Source organism: Pseudomonas sp. PB105 (genome assembly GCF_009764655.1).
In the GTDB taxonomy this organism is placed as follows: domain Bacteria; phylum Pseudomonadota; class Gammaproteobacteria; order Pseudomonadales; family Pseudomonadaceae; genus Aquipseudomonas; species Aquipseudomonas cyclaminis.
In genome coordinates, this window is sequence record NZ_RWIO01000083.1 from 35,535 (window position 1) to 56,105 (window position 20,571).

The window sequence follows — 20,571 nt, forward strand, 5'->3', positions numbered from 1 at the left end:
AATGCAAAAAAAAGGGGCGATCGGATCGCCCCTTTTTTGTGGGCGCCCCTTTATACCCACGCCATTTTGTAGACGCGCTCGTCCAAGCCTGTGACGCCGTCCTGCACGAACTTCCAGCTCTCACCAAGAATGTCTTGCTCCTCGATCACCTGCAGGCTCCAGTGCGCTTCCAGCAGCACCTTCACCTCGTCATCCGTCACGGCAAACGGCGGGCCGGCCTTTTGCGTCTGGTCGTAGTCGAGGGTGATGAGCAATCCTTGGCAGCCTGGGCGCAAGCGGCTGTTCAGATGCTCGGCGTACTGCGCGCGCATCAGCGGTGGCAAGGCGATCAGGGCGGCGCGGTCGTAGAGCGCAGTGCAATCAGCCAGCACCTCAGCGTCCAGGGCGAAGAAATCACCGCACCACACTTCGATCAAATCCGCCTGGTACACCTTGAACGCGCCGTGCCGAGTGGTTCGCGGCGTCAGGTTCTGCTCACTGAAGAAGGCTTCAACCGCTTGCTCCGACAGTTCAACGCCGAGCACGCGATAGCCGTGGCTGGCCAGCCACATCAAGTCCAGGCTTTTGCCACACAGCGGCACCAGTACTTTGGCCCCCTCAGCAAGCCCCAACGAAAGCCAGTGCCGCTGCAGGTAAGGGTTGACCTCGGACCGATGGAAGCCGATCTGATTGCGCGCCCAGCGCTCCTGCCAAAACTTAGGTTCCATGGATCCCCCAGAAATCTCGATCAAAAGGCACTAAAACTTATATTAGATTTAGATCAATGATCTGATTGAAGATGGGCCCATGTTAACGCTCAGGACCCCCCTTATGTTCCCCAGCCTGTTTATCTCACACGGTTCGCCCATGCTCGCCCTGCAACCTGGCGCCAGCGGCCCGGCGCTGCAACGCCTGGCGGCCGAGCTGCCCCGCCCGAAGGCAATAGTGGTGGTGTCGGCGCATTGGGAAAGCCAGGATTTGCTTGTCAGCGGCAGCGCCACACCGGAAACCTGGCACGACTTCGGCGGCTTCCCCCGTGAACTGTTTGCCGTGCAGTACCCGGCGCCGGGCGACCCGCAACTGGCCCGCGAGATTGTCCAACTGTTACACGCCGATGGCCTGAATGCGCGCATTGACGACCAGCGCCCTTTCGACCACGGCACTTGGGTGCCGCTGTCGCTGATGTACCCCGCCGCGGATATCCCGGTGGTGCAGGTGTCCCTGCCCAGCCACATGGGCCCTGCCCTGCAGACACAAGTCGGCCATGCCTTGGCCAGCTTGCGCGAGCAAGGTGTTCTGCTGATCGGTTCCGGCAGTATCACTCACAACCTGGGCGAACTGGACTGGCACGCCGGGCCTGAAAGCATCGAGCCTTGGGCGAGGGGTTTCCGCGACTGGGTCGTGGAGAAGCTTGTTGCCAACGACGAAGCCGCACTGCACGACTATCGCCGCCAAGCGCCCTACGCAGTTCGCAGCCATCCAAGCGATGAACACCTGTTGCCGCTCTACTTTGCGCGTGGTGCGGGCGGGGGTTTCAGCATCGCGCACCAAGGTTTCACCATGGGCGCGCTGGGCATGGACATTTACCGCTTCGGCTAACTCGTAATGGTTAAAACAGCGACGCAAAAAAAATCCCCGAACCAGTCGGGGATTTTTTATGTGCGATCAATCAGCCCAAGGGCGGATCAATCTTCGCGGTAGCGACGCAGCTTCAGCTGCTTACCGGCAACGCGAGTGTCTTTCAGTTTGGTCAGCAGCTTTTCCAGACCGTCTTCCGGCAGCTCCACCAGGGAGAAGCTGTCACGGACCTGGATGCGACCGATGGCTTCACGTGCCAGGCCACCCTCGTTGAGGATAGCGCCCAGCAGGTTCTTGGCAGCGATACCGTCACGCGCGCCCAGCGCGGTACGGCAACGAGCACGACCTTCAGCCAATGGAACCGGAGCACGACGCTCACGATCACCACGGTCTGGACGGTCGCCAGTACGCTCTGGACGATCACCGCGTGGCGCGTTGTTCGGTACCAGTGGGCGTTCTTTCTCGATGGCTGCCAGGGTCAGGGCCTGACCGTTGGTTGCCTTGCGCAGCAGAGCTGCAGCCAGGGCACGTGGGGTGCAGCCGATATCGGCGGTCAGGCGGTCCAGCAGGTCGCCGTGGGTCGATTCAGCGTCAGCCACCAGTGGCGACAGGCTGTTGGTCAGTTTCTTGATGCGGGCATCGAGAACAGCCTGGGCATCCGGCAGGCGGACTTCGGCAACTTTCTGACCGGTTACACGCTCGATCACTTGCAGCATGCGGCGCTCACGTGGAGTCACCAGCAACAGTGCACGACCTTCGCGACCTGCACGGCCGGTACGGCCGATACGGTGAACGTAGGACTCTGGATCGTAAGGCATGTCAACGTTGAACACGTGGGTGATACGTGGAACGTCGAGACCACGAGCGGCTACGTCGGTCGCTACAACGATGTCCAGACGGCCATCCTTGAGGGAGTCGATCACGCGCTCGCGTTGGTTCTGGGCGATGTCACCGTTCAGCGCAGCGGCTTTGTAGCCTTTGGCTTCCAGGGCACTTGCCAGGTCCAGGGTCGCTTGCTTGGTACGCACGAACATGATCAGGGCATCGAAGTCTTCGACTTCCAGCAGGCTCAATACAGCCGAGGTCTTCTGGTCAGCGTGAACCAACAGGTGAGCCTGTTCGATCGCGGTAACGGTCTGAGTCTTGGTCTGGATCTTCACGTGTTGCGGATCGCGCAGGTGGCGTTCGGCAATGGCACGGATCGACTGTGGCAGAGTGGCCGAGAACAGTACGGTCTGACGGGTCGGTGGCAGCGCCTTGAAGATGACTTCCAGGTCATCCATGAAGCCCAGCTTCAACATTTCGTCAGCTTCGTCGAGAACCAGGTGGTTCACGGTCGACAGTACTTTTTCGTCGCGACGCAGGTGGTCGCACAGGCGGCCTGGGGTCGCCACAACAATCTGAGCGCCATTACGGATGGCTTTCAGTTGCGGGCCCATCGGCGCGCCGCCGTAAACGGCAACAACGGTAACGCCTGGCATTTGCTTGGCGTAGGTTTCAAAAGCGGTTGCTACTTGCAGCGCCAACTCACGGGTTGGCGCCAGGATCAGGGCTTGCGGCTCGCGCTTGGCAGGATCGATGCAGTGCAGGATAGGCAGGGCGAACGCGGCGGTTTTACCGGTACCGGTTTGCGCCTGGCCAATCATGTCCTGGCCGGCCATGATGATCGGGATCGATTGCTGCTGAATCGCCGAAGGTTCTTCGTAGCCGGTCGCAATGACGGCAGCAAGAATGTTCGGGTTAAGATTAAAAGCGGCGAAGCCGCCGGTTTCCTGGGTCATGGGTCTGCCTCTAAGTGCATCCGCAAAGACCCATGCTCCAAAGCTGCGCATGCCGTGTTGAGACTCAAGAGTCGCCCTGGCTGCTTTGTCGGCGGGGATTTGCGAAAACGAATGAATGAAAAAGATTCGTCAAGGGAGAGTCCGCTGTGCGGACGTGCAGCCGAAGCTGACTTCGGGGAATTGCGCTACCTAAACGCGGCCCGGTTAAAGGCCGGCGCGCACTATACCGGAAATACCTGAAAAAGGGAGCTTTTTTTATCGCAAAGCGCCGATAAACCGCGCTGCGTCACAGTCTTTGCAGATAAGCCGGCCAGGGTCTATTTTTCAAAGGCCCGGCCCTGTTGGTGATAACGCTTAAACGATTCACCCAATGTTCGAGACCTTTGGTCTGAAATCCTTCCCTGCGCCCGAGGGCACACCCGATGAATCAAGCCAGCAGCAGCCGCGTCAGCCGTGAACTCCAGGGCCATGTCCTGCTGTTGGGCCTGGACCGGGTGGCCAAGCGCAATGCCTTTGACCTGGATTTGCTCAATGAGCTGAGCCTGGCGTATGGCGAATTTGATCGAAACGACGCTGCGCGGGTCGCTGTCGTCTTTGCCCACGGCGACCACTTCACCGCCGGGCTGGACCTGGCCAATGTCAGCGCCGTGATGGCCGGCGGCTGGCAACCGCCGCTGGGGGGCTGCGATCCGTGGGGCGTGTTCGCGGGTCCGCGGGTAAGCAAACCGGTGATCGTCGCCGCCCAAGGCTACTGCCTGACCATCGGTATCGAATTGATGCTGGCAGCGGATATCAACCTCTGTGCGAGCAACACGCGCTTTGCGCAGATGGAAGTACAACGTGGGATCTTTCCGTTTGGCGGTGCGACATTGCGCTTCCATCAGATCGCCGGCTGGGGCAACGCCATGCGCTGGCTGCTCACTGGCGATGAGTTCGACGCCCATGAAGCCCTGCGCCTGGGTCTGGTGCAGGAAGTGATGGCCAGCGAAGACTTGCTGCCCCGCGCCATTGAACTGGCCAACCGCATTGCGCGCCAGGCTCCGCTGGGCGTGCAGGCTACCTTGATGTCGGCGCGACTGGCGCGCATGGAGGGTGAGACCGTGGCCGCCGCCGCCTTGCCGCCGATGGTCGACAAGCTGTTCAACAGTGCAGATGCCAAGGAAGGTGTACGGGCGATGATCGAGAAGCGGCCGGGGGTATTCAAAGGCATATGAGTGGGCAACTCCGGCGCCATCAGGGCAAGCCCCCTCCCACAGGAGAATGCGGTCCAATGTGGGAAGGGGCTTGCCCCCGATGACGTCAGCACAGACAACTAAGTAGCCGGCCGAATCGCCTTGATCAACGGCTGCAACGAATACCCCAGACGCGGCGCCAACACTTCAGCCCGATTAGAAAGCGCAGCCAGATCCAGCACCTGATCCAACTCCGAAGGCACCAGCAAAATCACATTGCCCTCCTTCACCGGCAGCTCCCAGTAATGCCGGTGATACAGCCCACGCAACAACGCCGCGCCCAGTGGTTTACCGTCGTCAGTCGCCCACTGGTTGATCACCAGCCAACCACCGGGGTTGAGCTTTTTCTGGCAGTTTTCCAGGAAGGTCCAGGCCAGGTGCCCGACGCCTGGGCCGACATCGGTATAAAGGTCGACGAAAATCAGGTCGGCCGATTCGGCAGTCTCCAGCAATTCCAGGGCGTCGCCGATGCGGATGTACAGGCGCGGATCATCGTCCAACCCCAGGTACTCGATGGCCAGACGTGGTACGTCCGGGCGCAGCTCGATGGCTTCGACGTCTTCCAGGGGCAAGAACTTCAGGCACGCCTGGGTCAACGTGCCAGCGCCGAGACCGAGGAACAACGCGCTTTCCGGCTGTTCATGGCACAACGCGCCGATCAGCATCGCGCGGGTGTAGTCGTACTCCAGCCAGCTCGGATCGGCGGTGAACACGCAGCTCTGCTCGATGGCGTCGCCGAATTCGAGAAACCGGTAATCGGCCACTTCGAGCACACGGATCATGCCGAAGTCATCATGGACCTCGGCCAGCAGGCGCTCGACACGCTCCTCTGTCATCACTACTCCTAACGGGTTTGCTCTACGCCAAAGGCGCGATTGTCGGCCAACCGGCAGCAGCAGGTCACGCACTAATTGCTGATAACATTGGCGCCCGACCGTCAATCAACCAATCGAGTTCATGATGAGCCAACCCTGGAGCCCCGACAGCTGGCGCGCCCTGCCGATCCAGCAACAACCCCAGTACCCGGACGCCGCACACCTGTTGCGGGTGGAGCAGAACCTGGCCAGCTACCCGCCGCTGGTGTTTGCCGGGGAAGCCCGTGAGTTGCGCCGCCAGTTTGCCGAAGTGACTCAGGGTCGCGCCTTCCTGTTGCAAGGCGGTGACTGCGCCGAAAGCTTCGTTGAGTTTTCTGCGGCGAAAATCCGCGACACCTTCAAGGTGTTGTTGCAGATGGCGATTGTGATGACCTTCGCCGCCGGCTGCCCGGTGGTGAAAGTCGGGCGCATGGCCGGCCAGTTCGCCAAGCCGCGCTCATCCAACGACGAGACCATCGACGGCATCACCCTGCCCGCCTACCGTGGCGATATCGTCAACGGCATCGGCTTTGACGAAAAAAGCCGCGTACCCGACCCGGACCGCCTGTTGCAGTCGTACCACCAGTCCACCGCCACCCTCAACCTGCTGCGCGCCTTCGCCCAGGGCGGTTTCGCCGACCTGCACCAGGTTCATCAGTGGAACCTGGACTTTATCGCCAACTCCGCGCTGGCCGAGAAGTACAGCCAACTGGCGGACCGCATCGACGAAACCCTGGCCTTCATGCGTGCCTGCGGCATGGACAGCTCGCCGCAACTGCGCGAAACCAGCTTCTTCACCGCCCACGAAGCGCTGCTGCTGAACTACGAACAAGCTTTCGTACGCCGTGACAGCCTGACCAACGACTACTACGACTGTTCGGCCCATATGCTGTGGATCGGCGACCGCACCCGCCAGTTGGATGGCGCCCACGTCGAGTTTCTGCGCGGCGTAAACAACCCGATCGGGGTCAAGGTCGGCCCGAGCATGAACCCCGACGACCTGATCCGCCTGATCGACATCCTCAACCCGGACAACGACCCAGGCCGCTTGAACCTGATCGCCCGCATGGGCGCAGGCAAGGTCGGCGACCACCTGCCCAACCTGATCCGCGCCGTACAGCGCGAGGGCAAGCAGGTGCTGTGGAGCTCGGACCCGATGCATGGCAACACCATCAAGGCCAGCAGCGGCTACAAGACCCGCGACTTTGCGCAGATCCTCGGCGAAGTGAAAGAATTCTTCCAGGTGCACCAGGCCGAGGGCAGCTACGCCGGCGGAATTCATATCGAGATGACCGGGCAGAACGTCACCGAGTGCATCGGCGGCGCGCGGCCGATTACCGAGGATGGCTTGTCGGACCGCTATCACACCCATTGCGACCCACGGATGAATGCCGATCAGTCGCTGGAGCTGGCGTTTCTGATTGCCGAGACCTTGAAACAGGTCAAGCGCTGAGATTTAGGCTGACAGGACTGAGGCCATCGGGGGCAAGCCCCCTCCCACAGTTTGACTGCGTTCACAAATCCAAATGTGGGAGGGGGCTTGCCCCCGATGGGGCCCTAGAGCCCAGCAAGCCGCAGCCGAGCGGCACTTGGCCGCTGGCAATTGAGCTGCACCTGCTCAAGCCCCAACCATTGCGCCATTTGCCGCAGATGCTGCGCCAGCGCCAGCATCCCCTCCTCATCCAGCCCAGGCTCTTCCTCGTGCACCGCATGCACCGCCAAGCGCCCATTGGCGCGTTCGGCCCGCAGGTCGACGCGGGCGGCGATCCGCTCGTTGTGCAAAAACGGCAGCACGTAATAGCCATACACCCGTTTGTCTTGCGGGGTGTAGATCTCCAGTCGGTAACGGAAATCGAACAGGCGTTCAGTGCGGGCGCGTTCCCAGATCAACGAGTCAAAGGGCGACAGCAAGGCGCTGGCCGGTACGTTGCGCGGCGTTTTTGGCTCCGGCAGGCAATATGCCGACTGCTTCCAGCCCTGAACCCGGCAGGTCAGCAATTGGCCGTTCTCCACCAGCTCAGCCAAGCGAGCGCGACTGTCGGCAGGGTCGAGGCGAAAGTAATCACGCAAATCTTTTTCAGTGCTGACCCCCAGGGCGGTGGCACTGTGCAGCAACAACCCGCGCTGGGCCTCGGCTTCAGCCAACGGGGCTTGCTGGAGAATGTCAGCGGGCATGACGCGCTCGGGCAAGTCGTAAAGGCGCTCGAAACCGCGTCGACCGGCCACGGTGACCAGCCCGGCAGCAAACAACCATTCCAGCGCGTGCTTTTCATTACTCCAGTCCCACCAGGGGCCGGCGCGCTCCTCACGGGTGGACAGGCTGCCGGCGCCGAGTGCGCCCTGTTGTTCAACGGTCTTGAGCACACGCTGAATGATGGCCTGCTGCTCGCGCCCAAAACGCGCCATCTGCGCATAAATGCCCTGGCCCTGCTGCGCCCGCACCATGCGCCACCGCATCAATGGGTACAACGCCATGGGCAATAGCGAGGCTTCATGCCCCCAGTATTCGAACAGCGAACGCCGCCGGCCCTGGCTCCAGGCAGCCTCCTCAAGCAGTAAAGGGGAATAGTGACCCAGGCGGGAAAACAGCGGCAGGTAATGAGAACGCACCACGGCGTTGACCGAATCAATCTGCAACACGCCCAAGCGGTCGATCAATCGGTTGAGGTGCGCGGCCTTGATCTGCGCAGGCGGCTGGCGCCCGGAAAAACCCTGAGCCGCCAGCGCCATGCGTCGAGCTTGCTTGAGTGAAAAGGACAGGTCGGCGGGCATGGAAAACTCCTTGAGGGCTCGCGACCTACCCTACTGCATCCCGGGTCATTTTCGCAGCGGGTCTTCCCAGAAATGCCGATGGGTTTCCTGTTCCACATCGGCGCGGCTGAGGCCGATGTCCTTGAGCGCATCATCGCTCATGCTCGCCAGCATCTGGCGTTCGTAGCGCAATGCCTGCCAGCGGGCAATCCTTTGAAACAACCCGGCAAACGGATGCTTCGCCATCAACACGTAACCTTTCTGACCTTTCATCTTCTCGCCCTCCCTTGGGGATGACGCCAGTGTGTGCGGGGCACTATGATCAATCCAACGAATGTTTCTTATGCAACACATCCCGGAGATTGATCAATTGTCCGGCTACCCGAGCATCGACACTGAAGTGCTGCGTACCTTCGTTGCCATCGCTGACCAGGGCGGTTTTACCCGCGCTGGCGAGCTGGTCAACCGCACTCAATCGGCAGTAAGCATGCAGATGAAGCGTCTGGAAGAAGACGTGTTGCAGCGCAAGCTGTTCGAGCGCGATGGCCGGCAGGTGCGACTGACACCCGAGGGCCAGGTGCTGCTGGGTTATGCGCGGCGCATCCTGAAACTGCACAGCGAGGTGTTCAACACCCTGCGCGAGCCGCATATGGTGGGGCTGGTGCGGATCGGCACGCCAGACGACTATGTGATGCGCTTCCTGCCGGGGATCCTCAAGCAATTTTCCAAGGCGTACCCGCTGATCCAGATCGAGCTGCATTGCGAGTCGTCAACGGTGCTGATGCAGCGGCGGGACCTGGCGCTGACCGTGATCAGCCGCGAGCCCGGCAAAGAAATCGGCGAACTGTTGCGCACTGAGCGGATGGTCTGGGCTGCAGCGCCGTGCTTCTGCGTGGAGGAACACGACGCCGTGCCCCTGGCGGTTTCCGGCGACGACTGCCTGTATACGCAGTGGACCCGTGCCGCACTGGATGCCTGCGGCCGGGACTATCGCCTGGCGTACCACAGCACCAACGTCGCGGCGATCCAGGCGGTGGTGAGTGCCGGCCTCGCCGCGATGATCTGCATGGAAAGCCTGGTGACCGACGACTTGCGCATACTCGGCAGCGACGAGGGGTTCCCACCGCTGCCGTCGATGAATCTGCACTTGCTGCGCAACCCGCACATCACCTCGCCGATCACCGAATGCCTGGCCGAGTACATTCTGGAAGGCTTCAGAGTTTAAAGGTCAGCATCACCGCGCACACCACCAGGAAGCCGCAGAACAGGCCACGCAACAAACGCTCGGGCAAGGCATGGGCAACTTTCACGCCCCAACTGATACTGAGCAGGCCACCCACTGCCAGGGGTATGCCGATCATCCAATCCACTTCGTGGTGCCAGGCGTAGGTGACCAGGGTCACGCCGGTGCTGGGCAGGGCCAAGGCCAGAGACAAGCCTTGGGCGACCACTTGGGTAGTGCCGAACACACTGGTCAGCACCGGCGTGGCCACCACGGCCCCGCCTACACCAAACAAGCCGCCCATGGAGCCGGACGCGGCGCCCAGCACGCCCAGCCAGGGCCAGGAATAACGCATCTGCGCGGTCGGCGGTGCGTTGCGGGTGAACATGCGCAACAGGTTGTAGGCCGACAACGCCACCAGAAACGCAATGAAGCCAATCCGCATCGCCCCTGCATCCAGGCCCACTGCCCAGATCGAGCCCAACCAGGCAAAGCTGAAACCCGTGATGCCCAGCGGCAGCGCGTGACGCAGTTCAATCCGGTTGCGCTGGTGATAACGCCACAGGGCGAGCATCACGTTTGGCACCACCATCACCAGCGCGGTGCCTTGGGCGATCTGTTGATCCAGGCCAAACAATACGCCGAGCACCGGGATCGCAATCAGCCCGCCGCCGATGCCAAACAGCCCGCCCACTGTGCCCAAGGCCGCGCCCAATACGAGGTACATCGCTAAATCCCACACCGCTCATTACTCCATAATCCAGGCCTCGCATGCTACGCAGTCGGCCCTGGCGCGGAAACGCACAGCAACGCACAATGGCTGTGCCAATCTCGCATAAGCATTCAGTCATGAACCCCAATACCCTTACCGACCAGCTGAGTCTATTTCTCGATGTACTGGAAACCGGCAGCTTTTCCGCCGCCGCACGCCGTCATCCGTTGACGCCCTCAACGGTGGCGCGGCGCATCGACAGCCTGGAAAGCTCCGTGGGCAGCCGCTTGTTCCAGCGCAGTACCCACGCGGTAGTGCCGACGCCAGCGGGCCTGGCGTTTGCAGAGCGGGCGCGGCGGATTGTCAGCGAGTTGCAACTGGCACGGGCTGAAGCGGTGTCTCTGAGCCATGCGCCGGAGGGCTTGATCCGCGTGGATGCGCCCGCGGCGTTTGGTCGACGGCACCTGGCGCCAGTCATCGCGGATTTCCTGAAGGTGTACCCCGGCCTGGATGTACATCTGCATCTGATCGATAGTTTTGTGGATATGCAGGGCGCGCATCTTGGCAAGGTCGACCTGGTGCTGCGGGCCGGGCATATCGTCGATACCCGTCTGATCGCCACGCCCCTGGCCAGCATCGTGCGTATCGCCTGCGCCAGCCCGGCCTACCTCAAAAGCCGTGGCACGCCGGCCCATCCCCGGGAGTTGAGTGATCATGATGGCCTGGACTGGGATGGCCTGGCTCCGATGTTCGCGTGGCGCTTCGAACTGGACGGGCGCCGTGCGACCTATCGCCCACAGCGCATCCGCATGAGCGCCAACAACGCAGAAGCGCTGCTCTCAGGCGCCTTGGCAGGCTTGGGCATCGCCCATCTACCCACTTGGCTGGCCAGCGAATACCTGGTGCGTGGCGAATTGCTGCCGCTGTTTTGCGAAGATGGTCTGCCCAGCCCGGAAACTACCGGGATCTATGCGCTGCGCCTGGAACAACAGGCCAACGCACGCAGCCGCTTGCTGCTGGAATACCTCAAATCCCGTTTCAGCCCTGTTCCGCCATGGGATCTGGCGCTGCAGAGCGGCCTGGTCTGACCTCCTGGACAGAATTGTCTGGCGCATTAAAGATTTGCTCGCTAGATTCCAGCCCATACACGTATTTAAGGCACCGCCATGAGCAAAAATCCTGACCCGTGCGAACCCCTGATGCTGAATAACCAGCTGTGTTTCGCGTTGCACTCCACTTCATTGCTGATGACGAAGGTCTACAAGCCTCTGCTGCAAGCGCTCGGCCTGACGTACCCGCAGTACCTGGCCATGATGGTGCTGTGGGAAGAGGATGGTTTGACTGTCGGCGAAATCAGCAGCCGCCTGCTCACGGACCCTGGCTCCCTGACGCCACTGCTCAAACGCCTGGAAGCCGAAGGCCTGCTCAGCCGAACGCGCAGCCGCGAGGATGAACGCGTGGTGGTGGTGGAACTGACTACCGCCGGCCGTGCCTTGCAGGACAAGGCCATGGGTATTCCACAGTGCATCCTTGGGGCCAGCGGGTTGGAGTTGGAACAATTGCGCAAGCTGCAAGCGGATCTGATTGCATTGCGCAGCAACCTGCAAGGCGCCGTTTAATACGCCCAATGAAAATGCGGGATGTGGCGCTTCACGAAAAATACTTTTAAATTTATCTTGCGCGCTAAACATTAGCGCTATACATTCGCCTCACCAACTACTTAGCGCGCAAACATTTAGCGCTATACACCAGTGAGGACAACACCATGCAAACGCTCTATACCGCAGTAGCCACCGCCACCGGCGGCCGTGATGGTCGCGCTGTTTCCAGCGATAACATCCTCGACGTCAAGCTCTCCACGCCAAAAGAACTGGGCGGCGCCGGAGGTCAAGCGACCAACCCGGAACAACTGTTTGCTGCCGGCTACTCGGCCTGCTTCATCGGCGCCCTGAAATTCGTCGCCAGCCAGACCCAACGCAAAATCCCGGCTGACGCCTCGATCACTGCCTACGTCGGCATCGGCCAGATCCCCGGCGGTTTCGGCCTGGACATCGACCTGCATATCAGCCTGCCTGGCCTGGCGCAGGATGACGCGCAAAGTTTGGTCGACGCAGCTCACCAGGTCTGCCCGTACTCAAACGCCACCCGTGGCAACGTCGATGTGCGCCTGCATGTAACCGTCTAACCCACGCCGCCGCTCAAGGAGAAGAACATGAACACATTTGGTAAAGCGCTCACCGGCACCCTGCTCGCCTTGTCCATCAGCCACGCGTTCGCCGCCAATGGCGACGTTGAGCACAACACCCAGGCTTTCCTGGATGTATTGAACGCCGGCACCGGCAAGCCGATGGAACAATTGACGCCCAAGGAAGCGCGCGCGGTGCTGACCGGCGCCCAAGCCGGGGTGAAGCTGACGCTGCCCAAGGCTGATGTGAGCCAGAAGACCATCCAGGTCGATGGCAAGCCGCTGGACCTGACCATCGTGCGTCCGGCCGGGGTCAAAGGCACATTGCCAGTGTTCATGTTCTTCCACGGCGGCGGTTGGGTGCTGGGGGATTATCCGACCCACGAACGCCTGGTGCGTGATCTGGTCGTGGGTTCCGGGGCGGTGGCGGTGTTCGTCAACTACACGCCGTCACCCGAGGCGCATTACCCAGTGGCGATCAACCAGGCGTACGGCGCAACGAAATGGGTGGCCGAGCACGGTAAAGAGATCAATGTCGACGGCAAGCGCCTGGCGGTCGCGGGCAACAGCGTCGGCGGCAATATGGCGGCCGTGGTCAGCCTGATGGCCAAGGACAAGGGCACGCCGGCGATCAAATTCCAACTGCTGTTATGGCCGGTGACTGACGCCAATTTCGAGACCGCGTCCTACAACCAGTACGCCGAAGGGCACTTCCTCACCAAAAATATGATGAAGTGGTTCTGGGACAACTACACCACCGACGCCAACCAGCGAGCCGAGATCTATGCCTCGCCGCTGCGGGCCACCACGGACCAACTAAAGGGTTTGCCGCCCGCGCTGATTCAGACGGCCGGCGCCGATGTGCTGCGTGATGAAGGCGAAGCCTATGCCCGCAAACTGGATGCAGCCGGTGTGCCGGTGACCACCGTACGTTACAACGGCATGATTCACGACTACGGTTTGCTCAATGTAGTCAGCCAGGTGCCGGCGGTGCGTTCGGCACTGCTGCAGGCATCGGATGAGTTGAAGCAACACTTGAAGTAAAAACAGCGCCCATAAAAAACCCGACTCATGGTCGGGTTTTTTTATTTCGTACGGTAGGGCCAGAATTACTTCTTGGCGCGACCTTTGTACGAACCGCCTTCGCGGGTGTCGATCTCGATCAGGTCGTCGATTTCGATGAAGTCAGCTACCTGCAGCTCGGTACCGTTAGCCAACTTGGCTGGCTTCATTACCTTGCCCGAAGTGTCGCCGCGAGCGGAACCTTCGGTGTAAGCAACTTTACGCACGATAGTGGTCGGCAGCTCTACGGAAACCAGGCGCTCTTCGAAGAAGATCGCTTCGCAGATGTCTTCCATGCCTTCTTCCACGAACGGCAGAACGGCTTCGATGTCTTCAGCGTTCAGCTCGTACATGGTGTAGTCGGTGGTGTCCATGAACGTGTAGGTGTCGCCGCTGATGAAGGACAGGGTCGCTTCTTTACGGTCGAGGATTACGTCGTCCAGTTTGTCATCGGCGCTGTAAACGATCTCGGTCTTGTAACCGGTCAGCAGGTTCTTCAGCTTGGTCTTCATGATTGCGCTGTTACGACCAGACTTGGTGAACTCAGCTTTCTGAACCAGCCAAGGGTCGTTTTCGAGACGGATCACTGTACCGGGTTTCAGTTCTTTACCAGTTTTCATTGCATATATCCGAAATTTGGATGGGATTTACAAAAATCAAGGTGGCGTATCATATCCAACTTTCATAAAACTGTACCAGCGCCGTCGCAAGATCGGCCTGCAAGGCCTGCTCCAGACACCACGTTTCGGCGTTCTGGCTGACATCTGGCCAGTGTTCCAGCAGCATTTTCCACGGCTGCGCCATGTCGCCCTCGGTGTTCCAGGCCTGCCAAAGCGCGATCAGCGCCGCCTTTGCAGCCGGTGACAAGGCGGCGGTGTACAGCTCCAGGAAGGCATCGAGCTTGTCGAGGTGGATGTCTTCGTCCTGGCGATAGATGTGCCACAGCAGCGGGCGCCCGGCCCACTGGGCGCGCACGAACGAGTCTTCACCGCGCACGGCGTTGAAGTCGCAGCACCACAGCAGGTGGTCATATTGCTCCTGACGCACGAACGGCAGTATCTGCACGGTCAGTGCATCACGCTGATGAACATCCCCGGCGGCGAGCTCTTCTACTCCAAGCCAGCGCTCTACATCACCGAGGATGCGCCCTTCCGGCACCAATAGATGAGTGGCACGCCCGTCCGTCGACAATACGTCCAGCCAACTGGCCAGTCCGGCATTTTCATACGCAAACAGTGAGAACAGACGCGCACCATCAGTTGGAAACACCCCCAGCGATTGCAGGAATTGTCGCTGCGCAACAACATCCCGCTGAAAAGCCCTACGCTGTTCCAGCAACCCGGCCTCACGCAACAGACCACCCGTACCGGGCCGGAAGCCAGGGAAAAAGAAATACTTTTGTACCCCCTTGAACTTCACCGACGGCAGGCGATGACAGCCCACTACCCAATCCTCGGCGCTGAGATAATCCAGGTTCATCCACAACGGCGTGCGCTCACACTCGGCCATGGCTTCCATATAGTCAGGCGGTAACTGGCAAGCGAAAGCGGCTATCACCGCATCAGCGGCAGGGGTTGGTGACCAATCGGCTGGCCAGTGGCGCACATCGACGCCCTCTTGCCATTGTTGCTCGCGCTGCACATCCACCTCGGGGCACATGCGTTCGAAGGCCCGCAGGTCATCGACCCACAAACGCACCTCGCAGCCATGCTCCGCCACCAATTGCCGGGCCAGGCGCCATGTCACGCCAATGTCGCCGAAGTTATCGACAACGCTGCAAAAAATATCCCAGCGGGCTTTCATTCCGGGCTCCAACACTCAAAGGCTCGATTGTCCGCATAAATGCGCCGATGCAGAAGGCTTGATCGCGATTATTCTGCATGGAGGCTGTGCGACAATCGCCGCCATTATCCCCGTAGCAAGGAGTTCCACATGCCCTCTAGCGCGCCTTTGTCGCTGCTCAAGCTGTGCATCGCTATCGCCTTGGGCGTATGGCTGGGGTTTATCGCCATCGCGCTGACCACTTGGCTGGCCTCGCGCTACCTGTTTCCGCAAAGCCTCGCGCCGGTGGCCCAGGCGGTCCAGCAATTGGGTAAACCGGCCGTTGTCGCGCCGGAGCCGCCCAACCGCATGTTCGAGCAGTACCAACAAAACCTGCAAAAGCAGGAACAGCAACAAACCCTGGACCAGGCGCGTAGCAACGCCCGTAACCTGTCCAACCCCAAATGCCAGTTCTGGCTGCAACAAGACCAGAATGCGCCCAATGAAAAAAGCCGGGCCAATGTCCTGCAATTCTGCGAATGATCAAGCACAGCCATGAATAAGCACGCCGTCCTCCAGTTGATCCTGGAAAAGCTCACCGTCGACCTCGATATAGCCCAACGCGCCGCGCAGACTGCCTACGAAACCGCGACTCATGAAGAAAACATCGCGGAGAACAAGTACGACACCTTGGGGTTGGAAGCTTCTTATCTAGCGGCCGGGCAAGCCAAACGGGTCGAGGAAATCAAGCAGTCGCTGGCGCTTTGCCAGAACCTGCAGTTGCGCGCCTACGATGATCAGCGAGGGATAGAAGTCGGTGCACTACTGGGTCTGGAGGACGAGAACGGTCGCCAGCAATGGCTGTTCCTGGCGCCTGATGCTGCGGGCTTGAAGGTGGATGTGGTCGGGCAACCGGTGACGGTCATCACCCCGCGCTCGCCTCTGGGCAAAAGCCTGCTGGGCAAGTTCGAAGGGGATGAAGTGGAGATTCTGGTGGCAGGCGCTCGGCAACTGTTTACGGTTACCGAGGCCCGATAAACCACTCAGTGAACAGGCAGTTCAACGCCGTCGAACAGCTCTTCCAACTCCTGCTTGTTGTGGCACTGGATCGCCTTGGCCATGACTTCGCGGGTCAAGTGCGGCGCAAACTTCTCGATGAAGTCGCACATGAAGCCCCGCAGGAACGTGCCACGGCGGAAGCCGATCTTGGTCACACTGGATTCGAACAGCTCGCTGGCGTCGAGTACCACCAGGTCTTTGTCGAGGTTGGTGTCGACCGCCATCTTGGCGACGATACCCACGCCCAGGCCCAGGCGCACGTAGGTCTTGATCACGTCGGCGTCGGCGGCGGTGAACACGACTTTCGGCGTGAGGCCGCGATGACTGAAGGCTTCGTCCAGCTTGGAACGGCCGGTGAAACCGAACACGTAGGTCACGATCGGGTATTCGGCCAGGGCTTCGAGGGTCAGCTTCGGCAACTTGGCCAATGGGTGACCCTGAGGCACCACCACGCAACGGTTCCAGCGGTAGCACGGCATCATCACCAAATCACCGAACAGCTCCAGGGCTTCAGTGGCGATGGCAAAATCGACGGTGCCGTCAGCGGCCATCTCGGCGATCTGCATCGGCGAACCCTGGTGCATGTGCAGGGCCACGTCCGGATATTGCTTGATGAAATCGCGAATCACCGGAGGCAATGCATACCGCGCCTGGGTGTGCGTGGTGGCGATCGACAGGGTGCCTTTCTTCTCGTTGGAGAACTCCTGGGCAATCTGCTTGATGCTTTCGACTTTACGCAGGATCTCGCCGGCGGTGGTGATGATGCGCTCACCGGCCGGGGTGACGCGGGTCAGGTGCTTGCCGCTGCGCGCGAACACTTCAACGCCCAGCTCGTCTTCGAGCAGGCGGATCTGCTTGCTGATACCGGGTTGCGAGGTGTACAGGCTTTGAGCGGTAGCGGAAACGTTGAGGTCGTGGTGCGCCACTTCCCAGATGTAGCGCAGTTGTTGAAGCTTCATATGTGTCCCTCAAAGCAGATAGACGCCACGGGTATCAGCGACGGTATATAACTATATTAAAGGTTAGACAGATAAATCTAGAACTTTTTATCGTTTCCTACCGATCACATGTCATCACTGCGGCGACGTTGTAACGACGGCACCAGGTAAACCGGTACGCTGGACAGTTGCAGTACCCGTGCCGCGGTACGCCCCAGAGGCGTGGTCGCACCCGTTGCGTGGCTGTGGCTGCCGACTATCAGCAGATCTACCGACAGTTTGCGCAGTTGGTCCAGAATCACCTCGCACGGATCTCCCTGGATCACGCGTACCGAACGGATCAACTTCAGGTCCTGCTCACCCTCCCCCAACTCCTCGCGGAAACTGTCGAGCACCCGCTGCTCGATAGTCGCCATCACCGTGTTCAGCCCCCGGCTCTGCCACTCGCTCAACGCGGCTTCATCAAGGTAGCTCTGCAACACCGATTCGGCGAACAGCCCGATCGGCTCGACCACGTGAATCACATACAGGTCAGCCTTGAACGTTCGCGCCAGCGCCAGCGCATGTTGCATCACATAGGGCGCGTAAAGACCGAGGTCCGTGGCGTACAGCATCGAACGAATCATAAAACCTCCTGGACTGCCAGGCTGGAGGAGATTGAATGAGCTTAGCAGCGCGCCTAACTCTCGGCCTGAATCCTCAATTCATTACTGATGCCATGGGGCACGTGCCCAGTGGCCACCACTTCCCTGGCTTTCTCGCAATGACCGGCCTGGTCATCGAAAAACACATCAGCGGCAAACGCCTCCAGAAACGCGGACTTCTCCAAGCCGCCAAGGAACAACGACTCGTCCAGGCGAATATCCCACTCACGCAACGTGCGAATCACCCGCTCGTGAGACGGCGCCGAACGGGCGGTGACCAATGCGGTGCGGATCGGGCAGGCCTCGTCAGGGAACTCTCGCTGCAATAAGTTCAGCGCCGCCAGGAACCCCTTGAACGGACCGCCAGGCAACGGCTGGCGTGCGGATTCGCGCTCACTGGCCTGGAACGCCGCCAACCCGTCGGCCTGGTACACGCGCTCCGACACATCGGAAAACAACACTGCGTCACCATCAAAGGCGATGTGCAGTTCCTCGCTGGAGGCACGGCGCGGCCCGCCCGACAGAATCGTCGCTGCTGCAAAGCCCGCATCAAGGGCACTGCGCACATCTTCAGCATGGGTCGAAAGAAACAGGTGGCAACCAAATGCAGCCAAATAAGGATACGGACTACGCCCTCCTACGAAAGCAGCGCGGGAAATATCCAGGCCGTAGTGCTGAATCGAGTTGAATACACGCAGGCCTGTGTCAGCACTGTTGCGCGATACCAGCACCACTTCGACCCGAGCGCGCCCTAGGCTGGCATTGAGGCTCAGCAGCTTCTTGACGAGTGGGAAGGCGTCGCCGGGTTCGAGGATTTCTTCCTCGTGTTCGATCTGGTATTTGCGGTAAGCCTCAACCCCTTGGGCCAGATAGACCTTGTGGCTGTCGCTCAGGTCGAACAAGGCCCGTGACGAAATCGCCAACACCAGTTTGTCGCCCAATCCCTTCGCCATGCGTTTACCCCCGACTCAGCGGTTATGCCGATCAATAAAGCTCAAGGCCTGGTACAGCGCCTGCATTCGCGGCAACTCGCAACCGGCGGCCTTGGCCGCGACCAGCGGGCGCGCGTAGATCGCTGCCAGTTCCAGCGGACGTTTGTGCACGTGGTCGTGATACATGCTCGGCAGGTAGTCGTCCATGGATTCAGTCATGGTGAACATCTGCCCCGCGTAACTGGCGGGAATCTCATGGCCGCAGGCGTGCGCGCCCTGCACCACTTCGGCCATCAGCGCCTGGATCAGTTCGCGGCTGGATTCGTCCGCCATCAACGCTGTGGTGCCGCTGCCCAGCAAGACAGAGAGGCCGTTGAAGGGCACGTTCCACACCAGCTTGTGCCAGCGCGCCTGATGCACATTGGCCATGGCCTGGGATTCGATGCCGGCCTGGTGAAACAAGGCGGCACCGGCCTCGACGATGGTCTTTTGAAGGGGTTCGTCGTTGGCCGCCGAACCGCTGTGATAGCCCAGGTTGACGCGCCCCAGCGCCTGATGCTCGACAATACCGGGGCCCGAGCGGTGCACACCGATGTAGCACAGCCCACCCAGCAAATGCAGTGACGGCGGCAGGTGTTCGCGCAGGCTGTCCTCGACGTCCAGGCCATTCTGCAGCAACACCACCTTGGCATCCGGCGCGGCGACCTGGGCGAGCGTCGGCGCAAGCTCCACGTTACCCGTGGACTTGGTGCCCACCAGCAGCCAGTCGCAGGGCGGCATGTCGGCAGCGCTTGCATACGCCTGCACCGGCTGCAAGTGCAGTTGGCCATGCACGTGGCTGTTGACACGTAGGCCATGCTGACTGACCGCCGCGTACTCGCTGCGCAACAGGAAGTGCACATCGAATCCGGCACGCGCCAGCATCACACCGTAGAAACCACCAATGGCGCCGGTGCCGATAATACCGATGCGTGGCGATTGAGCTGTCATGGCAAGTCCTCAGGAATACGGGTAAGCGCTTGTTTTACAGCGCTGGCAAGGTCAGAACGTGTAAGACGTGTCTGTAATTGCCCGAGGAACTGACCCTCGCACACCACGAACAACGCGGGCAAATGAAAGATCTGGTAGCGTTCGACCGCGCCACCGTTGTGCCCGGCATCCACCCAGCACACGCGGTCCACCGGCAACTGCCAACCGGGCAACTGCTGGCGCGCCCAACGGCAACTGGAGCATCCTACGCTGGTGAACACCACGAGCGAAACTCCTGGCAATCCCAGCAATTGCTGGTCAATATCCAGGTCGGTCAATTCCAGTTCCTTCACTATACTGCTGCCACCGCCGTCTACAGGACGGTGCTCGGAGTCCGTGTACATGGGTCGTTTTTTACCTCACCCTGATGATGTCGCTGTCGAGTTAATTCAACGCCCCTCTCCCGCCATACCGCGCCAACGCCTGCTCACTCACGGCCTGGGTGGCATTGCCTGCAACTGGCCGCGCGCCTGGCGCCAGGGCACGGCGGTTGACTTGCGCATCCCTTCCCTGGGCGCCACCGCCCGATACCCAGGCTACATAGCATGGTGTCGCAAAGTGGAAAACGGCTACCGCGTGGGTATCTCATTTACCGATGAACATGCATTGTTTGGCGCACGCATGGGCGAGCAAGCATGCCGGATAGAGCGCTACTGCCGCCAGCACGAAGATGCCGAACCGACGCCCGAGCAGATCGAAGCCCTGGCCCGGGAGTGGGTGTCGCGCCATGCAGGCGAGTTCTCCCATGAGGCGTTTGTGCAGCCAGCACTGGATTAAAGCGGGCTTTGCCCATTGTCGCGGGCCCGTGTTACGCGCTAAGGTTCCTCCCCCCTGCATCCAAATCATGCTGTG

At 60.5% G+C, this 20,571-nt stretch carries 24 protein-coding genes; 11 read left to right on the plus strand and 13 right to left on the minus strand.

All coding sequences use genetic code 11. The features are described from left to right. Window positions 1–50 precede the first annotated feature (50 nt). Window positions 51–707, minus strand: coding sequence for a thiopurine S-methyltransferase (locus tag EJD88_RS19815; RefSeq protein WP_158878809.1), 657 nt, complete (start codon window positions 705–707; stop codon window positions 51–53). A 103-nt stretch (window positions 708–810) separates the two neighbouring features. On the opposite strand from EJD88_RS19815, the gene EJD88_RS19820 reads away from it, so the two are divergent. Next, complete coding sequence (locus EJD88_RS19820) at window positions 811–1,578, plus strand: class III extradiol ring-cleavage dioxygenase (protein WP_158878810.1); 768 nt, start codon at window positions 811–813, stop codon at window positions 1,576–1,578. Window positions 1,579–1,664: 86 nt separating this feature from the next. Here the strand turns inward: EJD88_RS19820 and EJD88_RS19825 are convergent, their stop codons facing one another. Next, window positions 1,665–3,338: a DEAD/DEAH box helicase gene (locus EJD88_RS19825; RefSeq protein WP_027606997.1), complete on the minus strand. Its 1,674-nt coding sequence runs from the start codon at window positions 3,336–3,338 to the stop codon at window positions 1,665–1,667. A gap of 422 nt (window positions 3,339–3,760) precedes the next feature. On the opposite strand from EJD88_RS19825, the gene EJD88_RS19830 reads away from it, so the two are divergent. Beyond that, window positions 3,761–4,552 (plus strand): crotonase/enoyl-CoA hydratase family protein, encoded by a 792-nt coding sequence (locus tag EJD88_RS19830; protein ID WP_099586801.1) that lies wholly within the window; start codon window positions 3,761–3,763, stop codon window positions 4,550–4,552. A gap of 98 nt (window positions 4,553–4,650) precedes the next feature. Here the strand turns inward: EJD88_RS19830 and EJD88_RS19835 are convergent, their stop codons facing one another. Beyond that, a complete protein-coding gene (locus tag EJD88_RS19835; RefSeq protein ID WP_112194253.1) occupies window positions 4,651–5,406 on the minus strand; it encodes a spermidine synthase in 756 nt (251 codons plus the stop codon). 124 nt (window positions 5,407–5,530) lie between these two features. On the opposite strand from EJD88_RS19835, the gene EJD88_RS19840 reads away from it, so the two are divergent. Continuing rightward, the gene (locus EJD88_RS19840) at window positions 5,531–6,877 is read left to right on the plus strand and encodes a class II 3-deoxy-7-phosphoheptulonate synthase (protein WP_112194251.1); all 1,347 of its coding nucleotides are present in this window, start codon (window positions 5,531–5,533) and stop codon (window positions 6,875–6,877) included. 104 nt (window positions 6,878–6,981) lie between these two features. On the opposite strand, the gene EJD88_RS19845 is transcribed toward EJD88_RS19840, so the two are convergent. Together EJD88_RS19845 and EJD88_RS19850 are read right to left on the minus strand one after the other, a co-directional pair. Further along, the gene (locus EJD88_RS19845; protein WP_158878811.1) at window positions 6,982–8,196 is read right to left on the minus strand and encodes a winged helix-turn-helix domain-containing protein; all 1,215 of its coding nucleotides are present in this window, start codon (window positions 8,194–8,196) and stop codon (window positions 6,982–6,984) included. A gap of 45 nt (window positions 8,197–8,241) precedes the next feature. After that, entirely contained in the window at window positions 8,242–8,448 is a 207-nt protein-coding gene (locus EJD88_RS19850; RefSeq protein ID WP_244653888.1) for a DUF1127 domain-containing protein, read from the minus strand. Window positions 8,449–8,518: 70 nt separating this feature from the next. On the opposite strand from EJD88_RS19850, the gene EJD88_RS19855 reads away from it, so the two are divergent. Then, window positions 8,519–9,400, plus strand: a complete 882-nt coding sequence (locus tag EJD88_RS19855; RefSeq protein ID WP_158878813.1) for a LysR family transcriptional regulator — start codon at window positions 8,519–8,521, stop codon at window positions 9,398–9,400. Here the strand turns inward: EJD88_RS19855 and EJD88_RS19860 are convergent. Beyond that, window positions 9,390–10,139 carry a sulfite exporter TauE/SafE family protein gene (locus EJD88_RS19860; RefSeq protein ID WP_099586807.1) on the minus strand — a complete coding sequence of 250 codons (750 nt, stop codon included), beginning with the start codon at window positions 10,137–10,139 and terminating at the stop codon, window positions 9,390–9,392. The two genes, EJD88_RS19855 and EJD88_RS19860, sit on opposite strands and share 11 nt — an antisense overlap. A 107-nt stretch (window positions 10,140–10,246) precedes the next feature. Here EJD88_RS19860 and EJD88_RS19865 point away from each other — a divergent pair, with 107 nt between their 5' ends. The 4 genes from EJD88_RS19865 (at window position 10,247) to EJD88_RS19880 (ending at window position 13,338) form a co-directional block, all read left to right on the plus strand. After that, on the plus strand, window positions 10,247–11,197 hold the full coding sequence (locus EJD88_RS19865) for a LysR family transcriptional regulator (protein WP_158878814.1): 951 nt from the start codon (window positions 10,247–10,249) through the stop codon (window positions 11,195–11,197). 78 nt (window positions 11,198–11,275) lie between these two features. After that, entirely contained in the window at window positions 11,276–11,728 is a 453-nt protein-coding gene (locus EJD88_RS19870; protein WP_099586809.1) for a MarR family winged helix-turn-helix transcriptional regulator, read from the plus strand. Window positions 11,729–11,874: 146 nt separating this feature from the next. After that, window positions 11,875–12,294: an organic hydroperoxide resistance protein gene (locus EJD88_RS19875; protein WP_158878815.1), complete on the plus strand. Its 420-nt coding sequence runs from the start codon at window positions 11,875–11,877 to the stop codon at window positions 12,292–12,294. 27 nt (window positions 12,295–12,321) lie between these two features. Beyond that, the gene (locus EJD88_RS19880; RefSeq protein WP_099586811.1) at window positions 12,322–13,338 is read left to right on the plus strand and encodes an alpha/beta hydrolase; all 1,017 of its coding nucleotides are present in this window, start codon (window positions 12,322–12,324) and stop codon (window positions 13,336–13,338) included. A 65-nt stretch (window positions 13,339–13,403) separates the two neighbouring features. On the opposite strand, the gene EJD88_RS19885 is transcribed toward EJD88_RS19880, so the two are convergent. Both EJD88_RS19885 and earP read right to left on the minus strand, forming a co-directional pair. Beyond that, window positions 13,404–13,976, minus strand: coding sequence for an elongation factor P (locus tag EJD88_RS19885; RefSeq protein WP_032889016.1), 573 nt, complete (start codon window positions 13,974–13,976; stop codon window positions 13,404–13,406). Between the two features lie 49 nt (window positions 13,977–14,025). After that, a complete protein-coding gene (earP, locus tag EJD88_RS19890) occupies window positions 14,026–15,159 on the minus strand; it encodes an elongation factor P maturation arginine rhamnosyltransferase EarP (RefSeq protein WP_158878816.1) in 1,134 nt (377 codons plus the stop codon). Window positions 15,160–15,288: 129 nt separating this feature from the next. On the opposite strand from earP, the gene EJD88_RS19895 reads away from it, so the two are divergent. Further along, window positions 15,289–15,660: a hypothetical protein gene (locus tag EJD88_RS19895; protein ID WP_099586813.1), complete on the plus strand. Its 372-nt coding sequence runs from the start codon at window positions 15,289–15,291 to the stop codon at window positions 15,658–15,660. Window positions 15,661–15,672: 12 nt separating this feature from the next. Then, window positions 15,673–16,155 carry a GreA/GreB family elongation factor gene (locus EJD88_RS19900; RefSeq protein WP_158878817.1) on the plus strand — a complete coding sequence of 161 codons (483 nt, stop codon included), beginning with the start codon at window positions 15,673–15,675 and terminating at the stop codon, window positions 16,153–16,155. 5 nt (window positions 16,156–16,160) lie between these two features. Here EJD88_RS19900 and cysB read toward each other — a convergent pair whose 3' ends face one another. From cysB to EJD88_RS19925, 5 genes are all read right to left on the minus strand, one after another. Continuing rightward, window positions 16,161–17,135 carry an HTH-type transcriptional regulator CysB gene (gene cysB / locus EJD88_RS19905; RefSeq protein WP_003189876.1) on the minus strand — a complete coding sequence of 325 codons (975 nt, stop codon included), beginning with the start codon at window positions 17,133–17,135 and terminating at the stop codon, window positions 16,161–16,163. A 104-nt stretch (window positions 17,136–17,239) separates the two neighbouring features. Continuing rightward, complete coding sequence (locus EJD88_RS19910) at window positions 17,240–17,740, minus strand: universal stress protein (RefSeq protein ID WP_099586815.1); 501 nt, start codon at window positions 17,738–17,740, stop codon at window positions 17,240–17,242. 53 nt (window positions 17,741–17,793) lie between these two features. Further along, window positions 17,794–18,711 (minus strand): 5'-nucleotidase, encoded by a 918-nt coding sequence (locus EJD88_RS19915; RefSeq protein ID WP_158878818.1) that lies wholly within the window; start codon window positions 18,709–18,711, stop codon window positions 17,794–17,796. A gap of 15 nt (window positions 18,712–18,726) precedes the next feature. Further along, the gene (locus EJD88_RS19920; RefSeq protein ID WP_158878819.1) at window positions 18,727–19,680 is read right to left on the minus strand and encodes a putative 2-dehydropantoate 2-reductase; all 954 of its coding nucleotides are present in this window, start codon (window positions 19,678–19,680) and stop codon (window positions 18,727–18,729) included. Further along, window positions 19,677–20,063, minus strand: coding sequence for a thioredoxin (locus EJD88_RS19925; RefSeq protein ID WP_122307780.1), 387 nt, complete (start codon window positions 20,061–20,063; stop codon window positions 19,677–19,679). The genes EJD88_RS19920 and EJD88_RS19925 overlap by 4 nt, the downstream gene beginning before the upstream one ends. Here EJD88_RS19925 and EJD88_RS19930 point away from each other — a divergent pair. Continuing rightward, a complete protein-coding gene (locus EJD88_RS19930; RefSeq protein WP_099586819.1) occupies window positions 20,062–20,496 on the plus strand; it encodes a pilus assembly protein PilZ in 435 nt (144 codons plus the stop codon). The genes EJD88_RS19925 and EJD88_RS19930 overlap by 2 nt on opposite strands. The last annotated feature ends 75 nt before the right edge of the window (window positions 20,497–20,571 follow it).

Excerpts from the sequence above, each read along its gene's own strand:
- EJD88_RS19815 (WP_158878809.1), bottom strand. The coding sequence starts at position 707 with ATGGAACCTAAGTTTTGGCAGGAGCGCTGGGCGCGCAATCAGATCGGC.
- EJD88_RS19820 (WP_158878810.1), top strand. The coding sequence starts at position 811 with ATGTTCCCCAGCCTGTTTATCTCACACGGTTCGCCCATGCTCGCCCTG.
- EJD88_RS19825 (WP_027606997.1), bottom strand. The coding sequence starts at position 3,338 with ATGACCCAGGAAACCGGCGGCTTCGCCGCTTTTAATCTTAACCCGAAC.
- EJD88_RS19830 (WP_099586801.1), top strand. The coding sequence starts at position 3,761 with ATGAATCAAGCCAGCAGCAGCCGCGTCAGCCGTGAACTCCAGGGCCAT.
- EJD88_RS19835 (WP_112194253.1), bottom strand. The coding sequence starts at position 5,406 with ATGACAGAGGAGCGTGTCGAGCGCCTGCTGGCCGAGGTCCATGATGAC.
- EJD88_RS19840 (WP_112194251.1), top strand. The coding sequence starts at position 5,531 with ATGAGCCAACCCTGGAGCCCCGACAGCTGGCGCGCCCTGCCGATCCAG.
- EJD88_RS19845 (WP_158878811.1), bottom strand. The coding sequence starts at position 8,196 with ATGCCCGCCGACCTGTCCTTTTCACTCAAGCAAGCTCGACGCATGGCG.
- EJD88_RS19850 (WP_244653888.1), bottom strand. The coding sequence starts at position 8,448 with ATGAAAGGTCAGAAAGGTTACGTGTTGATGGCGAAGCATCCGTTTGCC.
- EJD88_RS19855 (WP_158878813.1), top strand. The coding sequence starts at position 8,519 with ATGCAACACATCCCGGAGATTGATCAATTGTCCGGCTACCCGAGCATC.
- EJD88_RS19865 (WP_158878814.1), top strand. The coding sequence starts at position 10,247 with ATGAACCCCAATACCCTTACCGACCAGCTGAGTCTATTTCTCGATGTA.
- EJD88_RS19870 (WP_099586809.1), top strand. The coding sequence starts at position 11,276 with ATGAGCAAAAATCCTGACCCGTGCGAACCCCTGATGCTGAATAACCAG.
- EJD88_RS19875 (WP_158878815.1), top strand. The coding sequence starts at position 11,875 with ATGCAAACGCTCTATACCGCAGTAGCCACCGCCACCGGCGGCCGTGAT.
- EJD88_RS19880 (WP_099586811.1), top strand. The coding sequence starts at position 12,322 with ATGAACACATTTGGTAAAGCGCTCACCGGCACCCTGCTCGCCTTGTCC.
- EJD88_RS19885 (WP_032889016.1), bottom strand. The coding sequence starts at position 13,976 with ATGAAAACTGGTAAAGAACTGAAACCCGGTACAGTGATCCGTCTCGAA.
- earP (WP_158878816.1), bottom strand. The coding sequence starts at position 15,159 with ATGAAAGCCCGCTGGGATATTTTTTGCAGCGTTGTCGATAACTTCGGC.
- EJD88_RS19895 (WP_099586813.1), top strand. The coding sequence starts at position 15,289 with ATGCCCTCTAGCGCGCCTTTGTCGCTGCTCAAGCTGTGCATCGCTATC.
- EJD88_RS19900 (WP_158878817.1), top strand. The coding sequence starts at position 15,673 with ATGAATAAGCACGCCGTCCTCCAGTTGATCCTGGAAAAGCTCACCGTC.
- cysB (WP_003189876.1), bottom strand. The coding sequence starts at position 17,135 with ATGAAGCTTCAACAACTGCGCTACATCTGGGAAGTGGCGCACCACGAC.
- EJD88_RS19910 (WP_099586815.1), bottom strand. The coding sequence starts at position 17,740 with ATGATTCGTTCGATGCTGTACGCCACGGACCTCGGTCTTTACGCGCCC.
- EJD88_RS19915 (WP_158878818.1), bottom strand. The coding sequence starts at position 18,711 with ATGGCGAAGGGATTGGGCGACAAACTGGTGTTGGCGATTTCGTCACGG.
- EJD88_RS19920 (WP_158878819.1), bottom strand. The coding sequence starts at position 19,680 with ATGACAGCTCAATCGCCACGCATCGGTATTATCGGCACCGGCGCCATT.
- EJD88_RS19930 (WP_099586819.1), top strand. The coding sequence starts at position 20,062 with ATGGGTCGTTTTTTACCTCACCCTGATGATGTCGCTGTCGAGTTAATT.
- EJD88_RS19925 (WP_122307780.1), bottom strand. The coding sequence starts at position 20,063 with ATGTACACGGACTCCGAGCACCGTCCTGTAGACGGCGGTGGCAGCAGT.